The organism is Kistimonas scapharcae, assembly GCF_039540975.1.
GTDB lineage: Bacteria > Pseudomonadota > Gammaproteobacteria > Pseudomonadales > Endozoicomonadaceae > Kistimonas > Kistimonas scapharcae.
The window spans coordinates 1-19227 of the sequence record NZ_BAABFL010000428.1 but is presented as its reverse complement, the minus strand read 5'-3'; the positions used below and the strand labels follow the sequence as shown (position 1 = coordinate 19227).

The 19227-nt window shown below is 52.6% G+C and carries 19 protein-coding genes; 16 read left to right on the top strand and 3 right to left on the bottom strand.

Going from position 1 to position 19227, the window contains the following annotated elements; translation table 11 throughout:
• Positions 1 to 140: 140 nt before the first annotated feature.
• The gene (locus ABD892_RS17320; protein ID WP_345197218.1) at positions 141 to 380 is read left to right on the top strand and encodes a hypothetical protein; all 240 of its coding nucleotides are present in this window, start codon (positions 141 to 143) and stop codon (positions 378 to 380) included.
• A gap of 199 nt (positions 381 to 579) precedes the next feature.
• On the opposite strand, the gene ABD892_RS17315 is transcribed toward ABD892_RS17320, so the two are convergent.
• Positions 580 to 750, bottom strand: a complete 171-nt coding sequence (locus ABD892_RS17315; RefSeq protein WP_345197217.1) for a hypothetical protein — start codon at positions 748 to 750, stop codon at positions 580 to 582.
• Positions 751 to 761: 11 nt separating this feature from the next.
• Between ABD892_RS17315 and waaF the strand changes: the two genes are divergently transcribed.
• From waaF to galU, 8 genes are all read left to right on the top strand, one after another.
• The gene (gene waaF, locus ABD892_RS17310; RefSeq protein ID WP_345197216.1) at positions 762 to 1808 is read left to right on the top strand and encodes a lipopolysaccharide heptosyltransferase II; all 1047 of its coding nucleotides are present in this window, start codon (positions 762 to 764) and stop codon (positions 1806 to 1808) included.
• Positions 1805 to 2872 (top strand): lipopolysaccharide heptosyltransferase I, encoded by a 1068-nt coding sequence (waaC, locus tag ABD892_RS17305; RefSeq protein ID WP_345197215.1) that lies wholly within the window; start codon positions 1805 to 1807, stop codon positions 2870 to 2872. Before waaF ends, waaC begins: the two co-directional genes overlap by 4 nt.
• Positions 2869 to 4011, top strand: coding sequence for a glycosyltransferase family 4 protein (locus ABD892_RS17300; RefSeq protein ID WP_345197214.1), 1143 nt, complete (start codon positions 2869 to 2871; stop codon positions 4009 to 4011). Before waaC ends, ABD892_RS17300 begins: the two co-directional genes overlap by 4 nt.
• Positions 4011 to 4832, top strand: coding sequence for a lipopolysaccharide core heptose(I) kinase RfaP (gene rfaP, locus ABD892_RS17295; RefSeq protein WP_345197213.1), 822 nt, complete (start codon positions 4011 to 4013; stop codon positions 4830 to 4832). Before ABD892_RS17300 ends, rfaP begins: the two co-directional genes overlap by 1 nt.
• Positions 4829 to 5617, top strand: a complete 789-nt coding sequence (locus ABD892_RS17290) for a lipopolysaccharide kinase InaA family protein (protein ID WP_345197212.1) — start codon at positions 4829 to 4831, stop codon at positions 5615 to 5617. Before rfaP ends, ABD892_RS17290 begins: the two co-directional genes overlap by 4 nt.
• A complete protein-coding gene (locus ABD892_RS17285; protein WP_345197211.1) occupies positions 5614 to 7077 on the top strand; it encodes a lipopolysaccharide kinase InaA family protein in 1464 nt (487 codons plus the stop codon). Before ABD892_RS17290 ends, ABD892_RS17285 begins: the two co-directional genes overlap by 4 nt.
• 248 nt (positions 7078 to 7325) lie before the next feature.
• Complete coding sequence (locus tag ABD892_RS17280; protein ID WP_345197210.1) at positions 7326 to 9068, top strand: carbamoyltransferase family protein; 1743 nt, start codon at positions 7326 to 7328, stop codon at positions 9066 to 9068.
• A 152-nt stretch (positions 9069 to 9220) separates the two neighbouring features.
• Positions 9221 to 10048, top strand: a complete 828-nt coding sequence (gene galU, locus ABD892_RS17275) for a UTP--glucose-1-phosphate uridylyltransferase GalU (RefSeq protein ID WP_345197209.1) — start codon at positions 9221 to 9223, stop codon at positions 10046 to 10048.
• Positions 10049 to 10103: 55 nt separating this feature from the next.
• Here the strand turns inward: galU and argH are convergent, their stop codons facing one another.
• Complete coding sequence (gene argH / locus ABD892_RS17270; protein WP_345197208.1) at positions 10104 to 11465, bottom strand: argininosuccinate lyase; 1362 nt, start codon at positions 11463 to 11465, stop codon at positions 10104 to 10106.
• Positions 11466 to 11673: 208 nt separating this feature from the next.
• Between argH and ABD892_RS17265 the strand changes: the two genes are divergently transcribed.
• From ABD892_RS17265 to ABD892_RS17235, 7 genes are all read left to right on the top strand, one after another.
• The gene (locus ABD892_RS17265) at positions 11674 to 12756 is read left to right on the top strand and encodes a sensor histidine kinase (RefSeq protein ID WP_345197207.1); all 1083 of its coding nucleotides are present in this window, start codon (positions 11674 to 11676) and stop codon (positions 12754 to 12756) included.
• Positions 12757 to 12812: 56 nt separating this feature from the next.
• Positions 12813 to 13553: a LytR/AlgR family response regulator transcription factor gene (locus tag ABD892_RS17260; RefSeq protein WP_345197206.1), complete on the top strand. Its 741-nt coding sequence runs from the start codon at positions 12813 to 12815 to the stop codon at positions 13551 to 13553.
• Between the two features lie 69 nt (positions 13554 to 13622).
• On the top strand, positions 13623 to 14555 hold the full coding sequence (gene hemC / locus ABD892_RS17255) for a hydroxymethylbilane synthase (protein ID WP_345197205.1): 933 nt from the start codon (positions 13623 to 13625) through the stop codon (positions 14553 to 14555).
• Between the two features lies 1 nt (position 14556).
• Positions 14557 to 15339: a uroporphyrinogen-III synthase gene (locus ABD892_RS17250; protein WP_345197204.1), complete on the top strand. Its 783-nt coding sequence runs from the start codon at positions 14557 to 14559 to the stop codon at positions 15337 to 15339.
• Between the two features lie 28 nt (positions 15340 to 15367).
• Positions 15368 to 16552: a uroporphyrinogen-III C-methyltransferase gene (locus tag ABD892_RS17245; protein WP_345197202.1), complete on the top strand. Its 1185-nt coding sequence runs from the start codon at positions 15368 to 15370 to the stop codon at positions 16550 to 16552.
• The gene (locus ABD892_RS17240; RefSeq protein WP_345197201.1) at positions 16549 to 17763 is read left to right on the top strand and encodes a heme biosynthesis HemY N-terminal domain-containing protein; all 1215 of its coding nucleotides are present in this window, start codon (positions 16549 to 16551) and stop codon (positions 17761 to 17763) included. Before ABD892_RS17245 ends, ABD892_RS17240 begins: the two co-directional genes overlap by 4 nt.
• 9 nt (positions 17764 to 17772) lie before the next feature.
• The gene (locus ABD892_RS17235) at positions 17773 to 18159 is read left to right on the top strand and encodes a DUF423 domain-containing protein (protein WP_345197200.1); all 387 of its coding nucleotides are present in this window, start codon (positions 17773 to 17775) and stop codon (positions 18157 to 18159) included.
• A 4-nt stretch (positions 18160 to 18163) separates the two neighbouring features.
• On the opposite strand, the gene ABD892_RS17230 is transcribed toward ABD892_RS17235, so the two are convergent.
• The coding region (locus ABD892_RS17230) for a hypothetical protein (protein WP_345197198.1) at positions 18164 to 19227 on the bottom strand (1064 nt) is incomplete at its 5' end.

Below are 19227 nucleotides of genomic sequence, written 5' to 3'. Positions count from 1 at the left end.
TTGGTGATGCCAGGTAAGCTGGTTGAGGTTACTGAATGTACCGGAGCATGGTTTGGCCTGTGTCTTTCCACCAGCATCCGAGCTCCCCGCTCCGGCGCTGCCAAAGTCACACAAACGGTCGAGTTGGAGAGGCACCACTGATGGCAACTACCAACATCTGGAAACAGTTTTCCTCGCTATTACCTTCAAACATCAGGACAATTGTTACCATCATCAGTAATAACGGAAATGGCACCAGCACAGTCGAGCTTCGTGATGGTAGCCTTATCACAGCAACAACGATAGGTGAAGGCTGGCCACCGGGGAGCGTAGTGCTTATGGAAAACAGTCAGATTAAAAGTCAGTTACACAACCTTCCGTTTTACCAGCGCTCCGTGTGAGCCGTTCGCCCTTCTTTGAAATCATGGGGTCAAAATGGGCTCATTTGCTGGGGATTACATGGGGTTTTAAGGGGATAGCCCCATAAAAACAGCATTAAACGAGCCCCAATTAGTTATATAAAATCAAACAGTTAGCACCACATAGGCAAACTCTATTAAAGCGGCGTATAATTGCGCCACTTTTTTTCTGTCCAACATATCACGGCTGTACACACATCCGGCGATCATCAATGGCAGACTTGAGTCGGGGTGCAGACACCTGCCCGATCCTGACGGGCGGTAGCGTACCGGCGATTTTATCGTCTGATGTCCTGCGCGGGATAACCGAGCCACCGCGCTGACACACCGGCAACCGATACCCTGGAAACATAGCGGAGCCCCGTGAAGTACCTGATAGTTGGCCCATCATGGGTAGGCGATATGGTGATGGCACAGACCCTGTTCATCACCCTGAAACAACAATGTCCGTCTGCCGTCATTGATGTCCTGGCGCCTGCCTGGAGTCGGCCACTGCTGGCGCGTATGCCGGAAGTTCGTCAGGGGCTGGATATGCCGCTGGGGCATGGTTCGCTGAACCTGTCCGTAAGACGTCGTCTTGGCCAACAGCTGTCAGCCGTTGGCTATGACCAGGCCATCATCTTACCCAACTCATTCAAATCGGCATTGATTCCCTTTTGGGCGGGCATCCCCAGGCGTACAGGCTGGCGGGGTGAAATGCGCTATGGCCTGCTCAATGATCTTCGGATTCTCGACAAAACCGCGTTACCGCTGATGATCCAGCGTTTCATCGCATTGGGTTATCCGAAAGGCAGTGTGCTGCCGGAATCCTATCCCGCGCCGGCACTCGTCGCCGACAGCGATAACGCAAAGCAAGCACTGAAGACCTTTAACTTGTCCCTGGATCGACCAGTTCTGGGATTGTGCCCTGGCGCCGAATTTGGCCCAGCCAAACGCTGGCCGGAACAGCACTTTGCAGCCATCGCCAATGAAAGACTTGGGCAAGGCTGGCAGGTCTGGTTATTTGGCTCTCAAAAAGACGAAACCGTTTGCAAGAACATTGTTCAACAGGTATCCAGGGAGCGACAGGCAAATATCCACAACCTGGCAGGAAAAACCCAGCTGGCTGATGCCATCGACCTGCTATCACTGAGTGATGAAGTCGTCAGCAATGACTCCGGTCTCATGCATATCGCTGCGGCACTGAACCGGAATCTGGTAGTTGTCTATGGCTCGACATCACCAGGGTTTACACCACCACTGAATCCTAATAGTGTGATTGTCCAGTCAACGCTGCCATGCAGCCCCTGCTTCCAGAGAACCTGCCCACAGCAACACACGGATTGCCTGAAACAGCTTTCGCCTGCACAGGTGCTTACAGCACTTGAACAACTGGCTGGCCGTTCTATTGTGAGGGAGATGACAGCATGAAAGCACTGGTCATCAAAACTTCTTCGATGGGCGATGTGATCCACACCCTGCCAGCGTTGACGGATGCCTCGGAAGCCATTGAAGGTATCCGTTTTGATTGGATAGTAGAAGAAGGTTTTTCCGAGATTCCAGCCTGGCATCCGGTCGTTGACCGCATCATCCCGGTCGCTATTCGCCGCTGGCGAAAACACCCGCTCAGCACGTGGCGCAATGGCGAATGGCGAAAATTCCGGGAAACCGTCGACCAGACAAAGTATGACATCGTGATTGATGCGCAAGGACTGCTGAAGAGTGCCTGGCTCACCCGCTATACACATGGGTCAGTGCATGGTCTGGATAAAAACTCGGCACGAGAACCCATGGCCGCGCGCTTTTATGACACGCCACACGCCGTCGCCAAAAACCAGCATGCGGTTGAGCGGGTTCGGCAATTATTTGCCCAATCACTTGGCTATGAGATACCGCGACACAAAGGGCACTTCCATCTGGATTCTGACTACTTCATTGATATTCAGGGTATTCGCCCTATCCAGCAATATATGGTTTTCCTGCACGGCACCACCTGGGAAACCAAACATTGGCCAGAGGCATACTGGTGCGACCTCGCCCGTCACGTGACCCAAAGCGGTTACGCTGTCTGCCTGCCATGGGGTAATGAAAATGAACGACTGCGCGCGGAACGAATTGCAACAGCAGTAGACGGTGTTCGTGTACTTCCGCAGCTCAACCTTCGCGATATTGCCAGTGTTATCGCCGGTGCCAGCGCTGTTGTTGCTGTCGATACAGGCCTGGGCCATCTAACGGCAGCACTGGAAGTGCCTGCGGTCTCCCTCTATGGCCCAACCAGTCCAGACCTGGTGGGCGCCTACGGAGAAAACCAGGTACACCTGACACTGGATCAATGCCCTCCCAGCCAGACTCAAAACGTCGAACCACCCATATTCGCGCCCATGACGGCGGATATCGTCTGGCAGCAACTCAAACCCATTATCAGAACACCAGGCAAATCAGCCACTGGCAAACGACTCAAGGGGACAACCCACGAGTCCGCAGGAACACGATGAGACTGGCCTTTATTCTTTACAAATTTTTCCCGTTCGGCGGTCTGCAACGGGATTTCCTCCGTATTGCCCGGACCTGCCAGGCACGGGGACACGATATTGTTGTCTATACCATGCAGTGGGACGGCGACCGTCCGGAAGGTTTTGAGATCCACACATGGAAACCCCGCACCCTCAGCGCCCATGCCAGAAACAAAAAGTTTCATGCGCATGTCTTTGCCAACCTGAAACACAAGCCAGCGGCTGTCATCATTGGCTTCAACAAGATGCCGGGGCTGGACGTCTATTACGCTGCAGACACCTGTTACGAGGACAAAGCCAGACACCTGCGCAGCCGCTGGTATCGATATGGTTCGCGTTACCGCCACTTCTCATCCTATGAGCGGGCGGTCTTTGATCGAAACAGTCATACTGAATCGCTGCTGATCTCTGCCGCACAGAAACCTCTGTTTGAAAAATACTACGGCACGGCACCCGAACGACTGCACTTGTTGCCTCCAGGCATCTCCCGCGATCGCCGCCGTCCTGAAAATGGTCAAGCCATCCGAACAGCATTCCGGCAGTCATTCGAAATAGACGACGATGAATTATTACTATTAATGATTGGATCCGGCTTCAAAACCAAAGGACTGGATCGCGCCCTGCTAGCCATCAAGGCATTGCCAGAAACGTTACGCCGTAAAACCCGCCTGTTTGTGATCGGGCAAGACAACCCTCGCCAGTTTCAACTACAGGCCCACAAGCTGGGTATCGCACGACAGATTACGTTTTTTTCCGGGCGTGATGATGTGCCCCGCTTCCTGCTCGGTGCCGACATGCTGATTCATCCAGCCTACAACGAGAATACCGGCACCGTTCTGCTGGAAGCTCTGGTCGCCGGTCTGCCTGTATTCTGTACTGAGGTCTGTGGCTACGCCCATTACATCTCTGACGCCAAAGCCGGTGAATTAATTAAGTCACCGTTTAATCAGCAGGTTATGAACTCACAACTGGTCAAGATACTTGAATCGGCGGAACAGCGTAGAACCTGGCAGACTAACGCGCTGATGTTTGCAGACACCGCTGATATTTACAGCATGCCGGAACATGCTGCGGATCTGATTGAAACGATTGGCGTCCGCCTGTCAGGAGCCGCTGCCTGATGCTCTGGTTACGTGATGATTTCAAGCAGGCCTGGCAAGGCTGCGATCCGTTCGAGAAAGTGGAAACACTGCAGGGCAAAGTCTATCGACAGCTGGAAGCACGCAAAACCCTGCAGTTCGAACAGGACGGTAAGAGTTTTTTTGTCAAAATCCACCGGGGTGTCGGCTGGAAAGAAATTCTCGACAACCTGATCCGGTTACGCGCACCGGTACTGGGTGCCGGCAATGAGTGGCGTGCTATCCGGAAACTGGAATCACTCGATGTAAAAACCATGACCGCCGTCGCTTTTGGCGAAAAGGGCAACAATCCTGCACGTCAAAGGTCGTTTATTGTGACAGAGGATCTGATCGATACCATCAGCCTTGAGGATCTCTGTGCACAATGGCCTGTACACCCACCGTCGTTCCGTCTAAAAAAAGCGCTGATTGAAAAGGTCGCGGATATCAGCCGTCGCCTGCACAGTAACGGCGTTAATCACCGGGATTTTTATATCTGCCATTTTCTCCTTCATATCCCTGATGGTATTGCCGGCATTGATCCTGACAACCTGCATCTTTTCCTGATTGATCTGCACCGCAGTCAGATCCGGGAAAAAACACCGAAGCGCTGGCTTATCAAGGATATCGCCGGACTCTGGTTTTCTGCTTTCGATATTGGCTTGACTCAGCGAGATATTTACCGGTTTATCCGCATCTACACCGGGCTACCATTACGCGAAGCTTTTACACAATACCAGTGGCTATGGCGCCCTCTGGAGCGCAAGGCCCAAAAGCTGTATCACCGTTATCACCGGAAACTGAATGATGGTGACCGGCTGTGACAGAAACACAAAAACAGCGTCGTATGCTAACCACCACTCGCTGGAATATTGAACCAGACTTCCGTGACACCAACATAGCGGAGGCATTCCGCTCCCTGGAGACCGTTTTCGCTATCGAGCCAACAGGCGCACTGGCAGCCGCCGATTCAGAGAGCATGGTGTTTCGTCACGACATCGGTGGCAAACCGTTCTACGTCAAACGCTACCATTCAACCAAAGGCTTACGCAGTTGGCTGGGCTGGAGCCGTATACGCATTGAGTGGAAAAACCTCTTGTTGTTCCGACGCCTCGGGGTACCGGCAGCACCGGTGGTTGCCTATGGTCAGGCGCGTTGCCTTACCAAAACGATTCGTGGGGCGCTGATCACTGTTGGTCTGGAAAACACCCGGGATCTGGCCACTATGGCGCAGGAAAACTCACCGCTGCTGCGGGACCTGGCCTGGGTAAAAAACGTCAGTCGTCAGCTAGCAGAAGCGGCACGAAAATTACACGATTACGGTTTTGCCCATAACGATTTCAAGTGGCGCAATATTCTCGTCACACAGGATAAGGACAACCCCAAGATTTATCTGATTGACTGCCCGACCGGACAGCGCTGGTTTGGTTATTCGCTCAAATACCGAATATTGAAAGATATTGCCTGCCTGGACAAAGTGGCAAAGCAGCAGTTAAGCCGCACCCAACGCCTGCGCTTCTTTCTTGATTACCGTGGTCAATCAAAACTACGTAACAGAGACAAAAAAGATATCCGCAAGATACTGTCATTTTTCGAGGGACGTGAATGACTGACGTAGAGTCCCTGGCAACAATGCCCAACCTGACAGCAGAACAGCTTGTTACTCTAACCCGGCAACCTGAAACGCCCTTCTGCCTCAAAACGGACAACGGCGTGATTGCCTGCCAGGAGGTACTACGCTTTCTACCCGGCAAACGACTGGTTGTACGTGCTGAACTGAATGGCCAACCGGTTATAGTTAAATGCTTCTATGGCAATGGTGCACATCGTTACTATCAGCGTGAGTTAGCAGGCATCAAAGGCTTTATTCATGCGGGGATAGATACGCCAGCATTACTGGACAGTGGTAGCGAACAGCAAGCACTACTTACCATAGTGACGGAAGATCTTGGCAAGATTGAATCACTGGAGCAGGTATGGCAACAGACGACACTTGACGTAAAACAGCGTCAATGCTGGCTGCAAAAAACGGCGAGATTACTTGCGCAACTGCACCGCGCCGGTGTTTGCCAGGAAGATATCCACCTCGATAACCTGCTTGTCAGCAAGGACCGCCTGTATATGATTGATGGCGGTGGCGCGACGGTCAGCACCACACCACTCTCAGACAAACAGGCACGCCATAACCTCGCTCTGTTCATAGCGGTACTTTTTCCCCGTTACGACCGTTTTGCTGACGACGTGTTGTGCGCCTATGCTGACGAAAACCCAGCAGCGAGGCAGTGGGCAAAAACAGACTTCCTGAAAACCGTGCTGAAACTGCGTAAATGGCGTGAGCGATTTATTCAGAAATCCCTGCGTAATTGCACCCACTTCAGGGTAGAAAGCAGTCAACATCATTTTGCCGCTTTCAGTCGGCAGTACGACGATGCAGCGCTGCAAGCACTGGTCACCAATCCGGAAGCTTTTATTGCCGACGGGAAAATTCTGAAACTGGGCAGAACCAATACCGTTGCCATCGTCACCCTCGATAGCGAACGTAAGGTACTGATCAAGAAATACCAGAGTACCAAAGGCTTCCTGCACAAATACCTTCGAACCTTGCGCTCCTCAAGAGCCCGCAAAGCCTGGCTGAATGGCCACCTGTTACAATTTCTGGGTATCGACACACCGGCTCCCATGGCGATGCTGGAACACCGGACAGGACCGGCCATCACCTGTAGTTATATCATCACAGAGTTTGTTCCCAGCACCCATTCTATGGCGTATTTCGATAGCTCGCAGGACGCTTTACCGGAATGGCAGCAGGTTGCCGCCGACATTGGCGACATTCTGATCACTCTGAAACGCAGCTGCGTCTATCATGGTGACCTGAAAGGCAACAATTTCCTGATCAGAAATAATAAGCCTCTGCTTATAGACCTTGACGCCATGACGTCGTATAAATGGCGGTTTTGTTTTCAACGCCTCTTTCGCAAGGACCTGGAGCGATTCAGCCGTAACTGGAAAGACAATCCACGTGCGGCAGCGCTGTTTCGCCCAGTGATTGAGGCATGGGAACAAGCTTGATGACCGGGTCTCCACCATCAGACCCTGAGCAAGCCGTGTTCCCTCTCCTCAGGCCTTTGCCGGCAATGGACAGGAATATTGATGCTGAGATCACACTTCTGTGACATACCGTCGCTTATTCTGGCCGCCTTTGCCCGACGAGGCCTCAGGCGAGGGTCAATGAAACGAAATATGGACACAGGTCTGGCAACGATCTGCCACCGTACTTTTTAACTCAATATCGTGATTAAAGGATTCAGGAACAGGCTATGGTAATTCTCGGTTTATCCGGTGCAATCAGCCACGATCCATCCGCTGCCGTCTATATTGACGGCAAGCTGGTCGCCGCCGTTGAAGAAGAGCGTTTGATCCGGGACAAACACGCCAAAGGCAAAATGCCTCTGGAATCCACCAAGTTCGTTCTGGAACAGGCTGGCCTGAAGCCGGAAGATGTCGATGTCGTGGCGGTACCGCTGGCCCCCATCAGCATTCTGAGCCCTGCCCGCTGGCACTACGCCAAGCGCTACTGGTACGCACCTGACCGTGCACTGGACGCCATCTTTAACGGAAACCGCCGTTATCGCCGATACGTCTCCAACATCCGCAAGATGCTCGAGTCCCTTGGGTTTGAGTGGGGCAAGTTTGAGTTTGAACCGGTAGAACATCACCTGGCGCACGCCTCCAGCTGCTACCACCTGAGCGGCTTCAAGGAAAAGACCGCGATCATGGGTGTGGATGGTAAAGGCGAATATGCAACCACCTTCTTCGGCTATGGTGAGAATGGCGTTATCCACAAGATCAAGGAGTTCTACGACCCAGACTCCCTGGGTGGACTCTATGGCGCAATTACCGAATACCTCGGTTTCGACATGCTGGATGGCGAGTACAAGGTCATGGGCATGGCGCCCTATGGCGATCCGAAAAAATACGACCTCTCTCGCCTGATTGACTTTGATGGTAAGGACTTCCGGGTTAACACTCAGCTGGTCAACGTCGTTGGTATGCGTCGTTACAAAGAAAACGGCAAGGGGTTCTACTTCACTCCTGAACTGATTAAGTGGCTGGGTCCACGCCGTAAAGGTGATGTTGCAGACGATCCTTATATCCATTACGCCGCCGCCATACAGGCACTGTATGAAACTGTCGTCTTGAAACTGATGGATTACTACCTGGGCGACATCATCAAGGAAACCGGTAAGATTGCGTTCTCCGGCGGTGGCGCCCTGAACGTTAAGCTGAACCAGAAAATTATCGCGCGTCCCGAAGTCAAGGAACTCTTCGTCCAGCCGGCTTCCGGTGATGCGGGTACTGCTATCGGTGCAGCGTCGTTTGCTTCTGTCAAGCGTGGTGTGGAAGTGGAGAAGATGACGCACGTTTATCTTGGCCCCTCCTTCACCAACGAACAGGTCATTGAAGCCTGTGAGGAACATCCAGACAAACCCAAGTTCCGCAAAATTGACAATGTGCCCCAGAACATTGCCAAAGTACTGGCCGATGGCAACCCTGTAGCCTGGTTCCAGGGTCGCATGGAATTCGGGCCGAGAGCCCTGGGACGTCGAAGCATTATCGGTTGCCCGAGCTTCAACGGTATTGCGGACCGAATCAACGAACAGATCAAGTTCCGTGAGCGCTGGCGCCCCTTCTGCCCCAGCATGCTGGACCGGGTATCCAAGGAGATGTTCAAGGTTGACCACCCGGCGCCGTATATGACATTCACCTTTGAAGTGAACGAAGAGTGGAAAGAACGGGTACCGGAAGTCGTACACGAAGACGGCACGTCCCGTGGGCAAGCGGTCAGCAAGGAGACCAACCCGCGTTATTACGAGTTGCTGGAAGAGATGGAAAAACTGACCGGCAATGGCGTGGTGCTGAACACGTCCCTGAACCGTCGGGGTGAACCCATCGTTTGCACGCCGACAGACGCACTGAATATGTTCTTTGGATCAGACCTGCAATACCTGATCATGGAAGATATTCTGGTCGTCAAAGGCGACTTCCCTGAGTTCGCCTAACCCTGCCATTATTGTGCGCGCAACCTGTAACGGGTAGCGCGCACAACCTCCCACATAGTCAGAATAAAAATTCTCAAAAATCTGGATATTATGGCATTGTAAAAAAAGCAATCACTCCGCCATACGTATCATTTTATGGAGTAAACGGATACATGATCCAGAAATGCCTGTTCCCCGCCGCTGGTTATGGCACTCGCTTTCTTCCAGCAACGAAATCAATGCCCAAGGAAATGATGCCGGTTGTCAACAAACCGCTCATTGAATATGGCGTTGACGAAGCCATGCAGGCGGGTTTGAACGAAATCTGTATTGTGACGGGTCGTGGAAAACGTGCCCTTGAAGATCATTTCGACATCAATTACGAACTGGAACACCAGATCGCGGGTACGGGTAAAGAAGCGTACCTCAATGGCATTCGTGACATCATGAATAAATGCACCTTTTCGTATACCCGACAGACTGAAATGAAGGGGCTCGGCCATGCCATTTTGACAGGAAGGACACTGGTCGGTGAACAACCTTTTGCAGTCGTACTAGCCGACGACTTCTGCCTGAACCCGGAAGGAGATGGTGTTCTGGCGCAAATGGTTGTTTTGTATAAGCAGTTTCGCTGTTCCATTGTGGCCGTTGAGGAAGTACCACAGGATCAGGTTCACAAATACGGCGTGATTGCAGGCGAAATGATCCGTGATGATATCTATCGGGTGGATACGATGGTAGAAAAGCCCTCCCCTGACGAAGCGCCCAGTAATCTTGCCATTATTGGCCGCTATATTCTGACGCCAGATATCTTCGATATTCTGGAAGATACCGAGCCCGGCAAGAATGGCGAACTGCAAATCACGGATGCCTTGCTGAAACAGGCTCAGAATGGTTGCGTTATGGCTTATCAATTCAAGGGACAACGCTTCGATTGTGGCAGCGTGGAAGGGTTCATTGAAGCTACAAACTACTGTTACAACACTATCTACGCCGAATAATGCGCTTTGCGATCAGGGCTCATTCATTTTAGAGCCCTGACGCTGTTTTTCTGTATCAACCGATCTTCAGGTATTCCCCTGCACCACCGACATGCTGACGGGCGCCAACAGAACCTTCCAGGGTCAGCACCTCAAACACGTCATCAGTGATAGTTGCTGAGAATTGTTGCAACTCTTCCAGCGTCATCTGGGAGAGATCCTTCCCTGAATTCACACCATAAGCCACCGCCTTACCGACCACTTCGTGGGCATCACGGAATGGCATGCCTTTCTTCACTAGATAATCCGCCAGATCTGTTGCTGTCGCAAACCCTTTCATGGCTGCGGAGCGCATGTTTTCCTTGCGCGAACGAATATGGGGCACCATATCGGCAAATGCTCTCAAGCTATCCCGCACAGTATCCACCGCATCGAACAGCGGCTCCTTGTCTTCCTGATTATCCTTGTTATACGCCAGCGGCTGGCCTTTCATCAGCGTGAGCAATGCCATCAGATGACCATTGACCCGCCCCGTTTTGCCCCGTACCAGCTCAGGAACATCCGGGTTTTTCTTCTGGGGCATGATGGAAGAACCGGTGCAGAAACGGTCGGGTAACTCAACGAAATCAAACTGGGCCGACGTCCACAGCACCAGTTCTTCAGACATCCGCGACAGGTGGGTCATGATCAGAGCTGAAACACTGCAGAATTCTATGGCAAAGTCCCGGTCACTGACCGCATCCAGCGAGTTCGCTGCCGGACGGTCAAATCCCAGTAATTCAGCCGTATATTCACGATCTATCGGATAGGTAGTACCCGCCAGCGCCGCGGCGCCTAACGGGCAGACATTAACTCGCTTACGACAATCCTGAAGGCGCTCAGCATCACGCAAGAGCATTTCACGCCAGGCTCGCAAATGATGACCAAAGGTGACAGGCTGCGCTGTCTGTAGATGGGTAAAGCCCGGCATAATGGTCTGGCTTTCCTGCTCTGCCAACACACTCAAGCCCTGTTCGAGACGCGTCAACTCTCCAGAGATAGTATCGATTTCATCACGAAGCCAGAGCCGGATATCCGTGGCAACCTGATCATTCCGGGAACGCCCCGTATGCAGTTTCTTGCCGGCAATACCAATTTTCTCGGTCAAACGAGCCTCGATATTCATATGAATATCCTCAAGCTCAATGGACCACTCAAACTGTCCCTGCTCAATCTCCTGACGAATGGCCTCAAGACCGGCTATGATGTCCGCCAGCTCTTTGTCAGTCAGCAGGTTACACTTGTTCAGCATCTTCGCGTGGGCGACGGAACCCGCGATATCATGCCGATAGAGTCGCTGGTCAAACTGGATTGATGCGGTAAAGCGGGCAACAAAGGCGTCGACCGGTTCACTGAAACGTCCGCCCCATTGCTGATTGGTATTGTTGTTGTCACTCATCACTGCCACTCGTTTGCCGGTTACTGCCAACACAGGGAGAATAGAACACCAGACGTGCTGATGCCGGGCATCATTATAACCACTGCCCCGCCGAATAATATAAAAGCCTGCGGGATTGCCCCGATTCAGTGTTGACGCTATAAGCAGTGACCCAAAGAACAAACACAATATCGTCTGCCCTGGCAGACCCAAGGAATCACAACCCTTTATGAAGCACTTGAGGTCAGCATTATCGCAACCCGCAGAGTATCCGGATTTTTTCCTGCCTGATCTCTGCACCCCAAAAGCCGTGCTGCTTCTCGTTCTGGTTGCGGAGTTGTTTGTCTTGGTGCTGGTGCTGGCCATGCCGGAACCGGGGTTTGACTGGAACTACCTCGCCCTGACCTCACTGTTTGTGCAATGGATTGTGCTGGTCTGCGCCGCACTGCTCTGTCGATTGCGCCGACTGCTGGCTCGGTGTTCGATTCCCACCATCACGATCGCCAGTCTGGCGCTTTGTGTGACCGTCACGCTCGTCTTCACCCTGGGTGCTGAATACTTCTTCTACCAGCTCGAGGCAGGACTGGAAGCCGCTGTCATTAATGACTGGCTGTTGTTACGAAATGGCCTGATAGCCGCCATCATCACCGGCATCCTTCTGCGCTATTTCTATCTCCAGAAGGAGCTTAGCCGTCAGCAGCAGGCAGAACTCCAGGCACGCATTCAGTCACTGCAGTCGCGCATCCATCCCCATTTTCTGTTCAACAGCATGAACAGTATCGCCAGCCTTATCCATATTGACCCAGACAAAGCTGAGCAGGTTGTTGAAGACCTGTCCGATCTGTTTCGCGCCAGCCTGGCGGAAACCAGCGTGGAGGTTCCGCTGAAACAGGAAATCGAACTCTCCCGCCGTTATGTCAACATTGAAAAATACCGCTTTGGCGATCGCCTGATCCTGCAGTGGCACATTGACGATCTGCCAGAGGATGTGATGATTCCTCAGTTGACACTGCAACCTTTACTGGAAAATGCCATATTTCATGGTATACAACCTGACCCGGCGCCGGGCGCGATCACGGTGGAAATTGCCTACTGTGATAACACCCTTGCGATTGAGATCAGCAATACCATGGCTCAGGATACCCGTCATGGTGGCGCTAACCCGCATACTGGCAACAGTGTCGCGCTGGGTAACATTGCCGCAAGGCTCGAAGCACTGTATGGGGACAGAGCCCGTTTACGGACAGGCACAGAAACCCGGAGTGACCGGCGCTGGTTCAAGGCACAGATCACCTATCCATGGCCGGTATAAGCCACGACGGCATGTGAATTCACTGATTAGGTACCATGCAAGGTCCAATAAAAACCATGAAAGTACTGATCGTCGATGACGAGCCCCTCGCCAGGGAACGCCTGCGTTACATGCTGGATCGCATTCCGGATATCACGCCGCTGGCCGGGGAAGCCGCCAATGGCGCAGAAGCCGTCAAGCTGTCTGAGCAAATGGGGCCTGACATTATTCTTATGGATATCCATATGCCCGGCATGACAGGGCTGGAAGCCGCGGCCCATATCAGTCAGCTGGAATGTCCGCCCGCCATCATTTTCTGTACCGCTTATGAGCAACACGCCATTGAGGCCTTTCAGGTTCAGGCCGTTGGCTACCTGTTGAAGCCCGTTAAACAGAGCCGGCTCGAAATGGCGTTACAGCAGGCATCCCGGGTTAACCGTTCCCAGTTGAATGCCCTGCAAAAACAGGGAGACGATGAAAACGTACTGCGAACCCATATTTCAGCCAGGACCCACAAAGGGCTGGAGCTGATCCCTGTGGGGGAAATCCTCTATTTCCTGGCAGACAACAAATACACCACCGTCTGCCATCAGAGCGGTGAAGTCCTGATTGATGAACCCCTCAAAAGCCTTCAGAAGCAGCTGGGCGACCCATTCGTGCGCATTCACAGGAATGCCCTGGTTGCCCGGCGGGCCATTGAGAGCCTGACCCGCAACAATGAAGGCATCCACGAAATCCGTCTGCGCGGCGTGGATAAACCATTGGTTGTCAGCCGTCGCCATGTGGCCCTGCTGAGAAAATTAATGAAAAACCCCTAAAAGGTTCAGGGAACATCGAAACTGGCATATCATTGCTGCCCGGTAACATCATGGACAAGGCAGTTTGTCGTGAACAGACTTCGTATAGCGACCCGCAAAAGCGCCCTCGCCCTTTGGCAGGCCAACTATGTCAAGGCACGCCTGGAAGCCCTGCATCCTCACCTGGCCATTGAGCTCGTCACCATGACCAGCAAAGGCGACCGTATCCTTGATGCGCCCCTGGCCAAGATTGGCGGCAAGGGACTGTTCGTCAAGGAACTGGAAAACGCCCTGCTGGAGAACCGCGCCGATATTGCCGTTCACTCCATGAAAGATGTGCCCATGGCATTCCCTGAGGGGCTCGGGCTGGCCGTTATCTGCGAGCGTGAAGATCCCCGCGATGCCTTTGTCTCCAACCTGTATCAAAGCATTGACCAGTTACCGGAAGGCGCCATTGTTGGCACATCAAGTCTTCGCCGCCAGTGCCAGCTGCTGGAAAAGCGGCCTGACCTGACCATCCGGTTCCTGCGAGGCAACGTCAACACTCGCCTGCAGAAACTGGATGACGGCGAATACGACGCCATCATCCTCGCAGCGGCTGGCCTGATCCGGCTGGAGATGCAAGATCGTATACAGCAATTCCTGCCCGTTACGTTCAGCCTGCCAGCCGGGGGACAGGGCGCGGTAGGGATTGAGTGCCGTACAACCGATAAAGACACCCTTGCACTCATTCAATTGCTTCACCATGAAGATACCGCGACCTGTGTACTGGCAGAACGTGCCATGAACCGTCGTCTGGAAGGTGGCTGCCAGGTGCCTATCGCCTGTTATGCCGTGCTGGAAGATGATCAGGTCTCACTGGAAGGCCTGGTCGGCAAGCCGGATGCCAGTGAAATCCTGAGAACCGCCGTATCCCGGCCACGATCAGAATGCGAACAGGCAGGCATTGAGGCTGCAGAAGCGCTTATGGCACAAGGCGCGGGTGATATTCTCAAGGCTGTCTACCAGGATAGTGGCCATTGAAATGACGAACCTGTCGCTTCAGCCCATGCGGGTTCTCGTGACTCGCCCACAACCACAGGCTGATAACCTGGCCAATGCCATCAGGGCACAAGGCGGCTTCGCGCTGACTCTTCCTCTGCTGGATATATGCCCCCTGCCAGAATCACAACCCCTCCGTGATTGCCTGCAACAACTGGATCAGTATCACAAGATCATCGCCATCAGTGTTCCTGCGGTGGAATACGGAATGAATATGATTGAAAACTGGTGGCCACAACGCCCTGTGGGTATTGACTGGTACGCCATTGGCGAAGCGACAGCCAACGCGCTGCAACAGCAGGGCATCACAGCAAACGCCCGGTCAGGTGGCGTTGACAGCGAAGCGCTTCTGGCATTGACGGATTTCCAGCAGGTCAATGGCCAGCGCATTCTGATCATCAAGGGTAAAAATGGCCGCGACAAGCTCAAGTCAACCCTGACTGAGCGTGGCGCAACCGTAGAGAACCTGGTTGTCTACGAACGCGTTTGCCCCGACTACCCGGCAGGATACCTGCCCCAGCAACTGTCAGCCCACCGAATCCATGTTATTGTGGCTACCAGTAGCCAGATCGTGAATAACCTGCAATCACTGCTGAATCATCACCCCGATGCCGATAACCTGAAACAGCTGACACTGATCGTACCGAGTCAGCGTGTGGCAGAGGATGCACGCGCCTGTGGCTTCAACCACATCGCCATCAGTGAAGGCGCCGGCACACCAGAGGTTCTGGATACACTGGCCCGATTGAGTGATACAGTGAGTTGATGCGTTTAATTGCAACCGGACGACGCACGTGAGCGAACAGGAACAGAACAAGACAGGTGAACAGGGGCAAAAGTCCCTTCCCGATGCCAATGCCGGGAAAGAGAAGCCCAGTAAACCGCGCAGCGGAAACCGAATCAGCAAAATTGGGGTACTGGGCTGCTTGCTTGGCCTGACCGCGATTGCCGGTGTTGGCGGGCTGGGCTGGAAGGGTGATCAGATCTGGCGACAGCTTCCTACAGAAGCTCAGCTCATGACTCGGGTCAATGATGCCCTGGCGCCCTCCCGCGCAACCCATGAAACCATCCTGGTGCTGAAAGCTGAGCTCAACGATACCCGGGAGCAATACAGCCGTCTGGTCAGCCGGATGGACAACCTGAACCGGAAACTGGTTCGGCTTCAGGGCAGCGACCGCAGCGACTGGCTGCTTGCCGAAGCCGAGTACCTGTTGCGTCTGGCCAATCAGCGCCTGCTCACCATGCGCGATGTCAAAAGTGCCATGACATTGCTGTCACAGGCTGATCAGTTGCTGATTACTGTCGATGAATATGGCCTCTTTCCTGTCCGTCAGGCGCTGGCTGAGGATATCGCTGCACTGAAAGCGGTCGAACGTTTCGACCTTGAAGGCACTTGGCTCAAGCTCAATGCCCTGATGGGTAGAATCGAGAAATTACCTCTGCTGCCACCCAATGGTTTCAAACCGGATCAGCCCGAATCCCAGACGGAAGAAGTCCTTGCCAGCGAGGATACCTGGCAACAGCACCTGGAAACGTCAGCCTTGGAAACCTGGCACGCATTTACCGGCCAGTTCCGCATCCGGACTGATAACCATGAGGCAGTGACCGCATTACTGCCACCCTCCGAAGAACTGTATCTTCGCCAGAACCTTCGGTTAATGCTGGAACAGGCCCAGCTCGCCTTGCTGCAGGGACAGGAAAAGCTTTATCAGACCAGTCTGGCGAATGCCCAATCCTGGCTGCAAACCTGGTTCCTGAACACCGGCCCGGAAATCACGGCAGTCCACAGCCAGTTAAGCGCTCTGCAGCAGGTCACAATCCTTCAGGATTTACCTGATATCAGTCGCTCAGTTGTCGCCCTGAAAGGGTATGTGGATGATCTGGCCGAACAACGTTTGCCTGTTACACCGGCATCTACCGAAAAAACATCGGAAAACAGCAAGCCGGGAACTGCAGAAAGCAGTGAGGCTGGCCAATGAAAATAACTCTCTTTCTGCTGTTTCTGGTTGCTGTCTGCTTCGGCATTGCACAGATGATGGTGCATGACAGTGGCTATGTCCTGATTGCCTACGACCGGTTCTCCCTGGAAGGCAGCGTCTGGTCATTCCTCCTGGCAGCGGTACTGCTGATTGCGGGTTATAAAATCATTACCTGGGGTTTCCGGCTCCTTGCTGGCAGTATCAGCCTGGCCTACCCCATGACGCAGAAAAGCAAGCGCCGCCGCGCCCAGCGCCAATCCGCCAAAGGGTTGATTCAGTTTGCCAACGGTCACTGGAAGGCCGCACAGAAACTGTTGGCACACGCCGCCGAGTCTGGCCAGGCTCCTCTGCTCAATTACCTCGCTGCCGCGCGTGCGGCTCATGAGAATGGCGATTATGACGCCTGCTCCGACTACCTGCGCAAGGCCGATGCCTCCGCACCAGGTGCCGATATTGCCATTGGTCTCACCCAGGCAGAACTGCTGCTTGCCCGGGGCCGGCTGGAACAGGCACTGGCAACCCTGAAACGACTGCGCAAGCGCTCTCCCAAGCACACCTATGTCAACAAACTACTGAAGCAGGTCTATCTGCGCCTGCATGACTGGCAGGCACTGGCGGAGTTACTACCCACGCTGCGGAAACTCAAGGTCATCAGCAGTGACGAGTTTGATAGCCTGAATCAACAAGCCTATAAAGCACTCTTCGAGCAGGCTTACCAGCAGGGCAAAGGGCAGTCCGATATTGAAGAGCGCATACGCCCCGCTGAGGCCATCTGGCAGAAACTCAGCAAGGCTCAAAAGAAAGAAGATTACCTGTTTTATGATTTTGTCAGCTGTCTGACCCGTCTCGGGGCGGAGAAACAGGCAGAAGCGGTCATGCGCCGCCACCTGTCTGACCTGTACAGTGAACGGATCATCCGGCTCTACGGACAAATCGAAGGTGAAGACAAGGAGCGCCAGTTGTTGGGTGCAGAGAAGCTGCTCGATGAACGCCCTAATGATGCCGAGCTGTTCCTGACGCTGGGGCGCCTGTGCATTAACAACAAGCTCTGGGGCAAAGCGCGCGAATACCTCGAAGCCAGCCTCCGGTTACGCAAGCAAGCGGATACCTATAACGAACTCGGCCAACTGCTGGCACAGCTGGGTGAGCATGAGAAAAGTACAGAGTTTTTCCGGCAAGGCCTGAGCATGACGGTAGCCCTTCAGGAGTGATGTATCCCCATGAGCCGTTTCTACCTGTTTATTGCCGCATTATCCGGATTTCTGGTTGTTGCACTGGGCGCCTTTGGCGCCCATGCACTGGAAGCCAGATTACCGGCTTCCCTGCTTGTGACATGGGGAAAAGCCGTTGATTACCAGATGTTCCACACACTCGCTCTGGCACTCACCGCATTACTGGGCATGCACTATCCCGCTGATCGCTGGCTAAAGTTGTCAGCCAGATTATTTATGGGCGGCATTATTCTCTTCAGCGGCAGCCTTTATCTGCTGGTCTTAACTGGCACCCGTAGCCTGGGTATGATCACACCCTTTGGTGGCGTCGCTTTTATGCTTGGCTGGCTTTCTCTATCGCTTTTTGCTGCAAAAAGTTACCAATTCAAGACTTGATGACTTAAACACTTTCTCTAACCATCTTTGCTCCCTTAACGGACTCCTCTTCACTGATACTTGCAGAGTGCGAACGTTTCAGCGAGGAAAGCGATTCCGATGGAAAAACACTTAGCTCTAACCATTCTTGATCAGAAACATTTACAGCGCGTTCATCCAACAAAAGGAAATGTCGCATTCCTAACAAAAATGCTAATGCGCTTTTATCATTCGTATTAGCTAGATTGACAACAGACTGCGTTGCCTGGCGAGTTGTATGGCCAGCCACCAAAAACTTGGCTAATTCCTTTAATAATCGTTGATTCTTCTCATCGCAAGCGTCATAGAATGTTTTAATCTGCTCCATTCCCAGAGAACTTTTATCCTTGAGAAACTCCTTCCATCGCATCTTAAAATTATGTATTTCGGGACTTAGATCTGAACGAGGCTTCCAGTAAGACTCTATCCCTTCAGCTTTTGCATACTCATCATGCAGATGTAATTTTTCCTTAATGATTTCTTTTGCTCTCTCACTTTCCGGAGAAACCCAGTTTTTATTCAAATCAAGCTTCTGACAGCCTGGAGCATAATCCATGCGTAACTGATGAAACATTGCCACTCTTTTTATAGCAACAACACTCATTTCAGCAGCAGCCATAAATTTTGAAAAACCTCTCATTGTTCGTATTTCACCATCATTTACAACATCATGCATTTTTCCATCTCGAGGATCTTTATACTGAGTAACATAAGAGGTGTGGATTTCTACATTACGGTGCTTTGAATGAGCAATACTAACCCCAAGACCATCAATATTTTCGATTCCAAACTCAATTCCGTGACAACAGATATTTGACCATGCCACACATTTGTCTGATGTCAGCTGTTCATAAAATGGCTCATCTTGGTCTTTTCTGAAAACAATAAACCTTTCATCTCCATCTTTAATTCTAAATACTGGAATACCAGTGTATTCTGCAACAACTTGATTCGCCGCAACAGTTTTAGTGTAAGTACTCAAAAACTCCTGTGCAGACCACATGGCAGCCAGCATGAGGCGTATTCGATAATATTTGCCAGTCTCGGAAT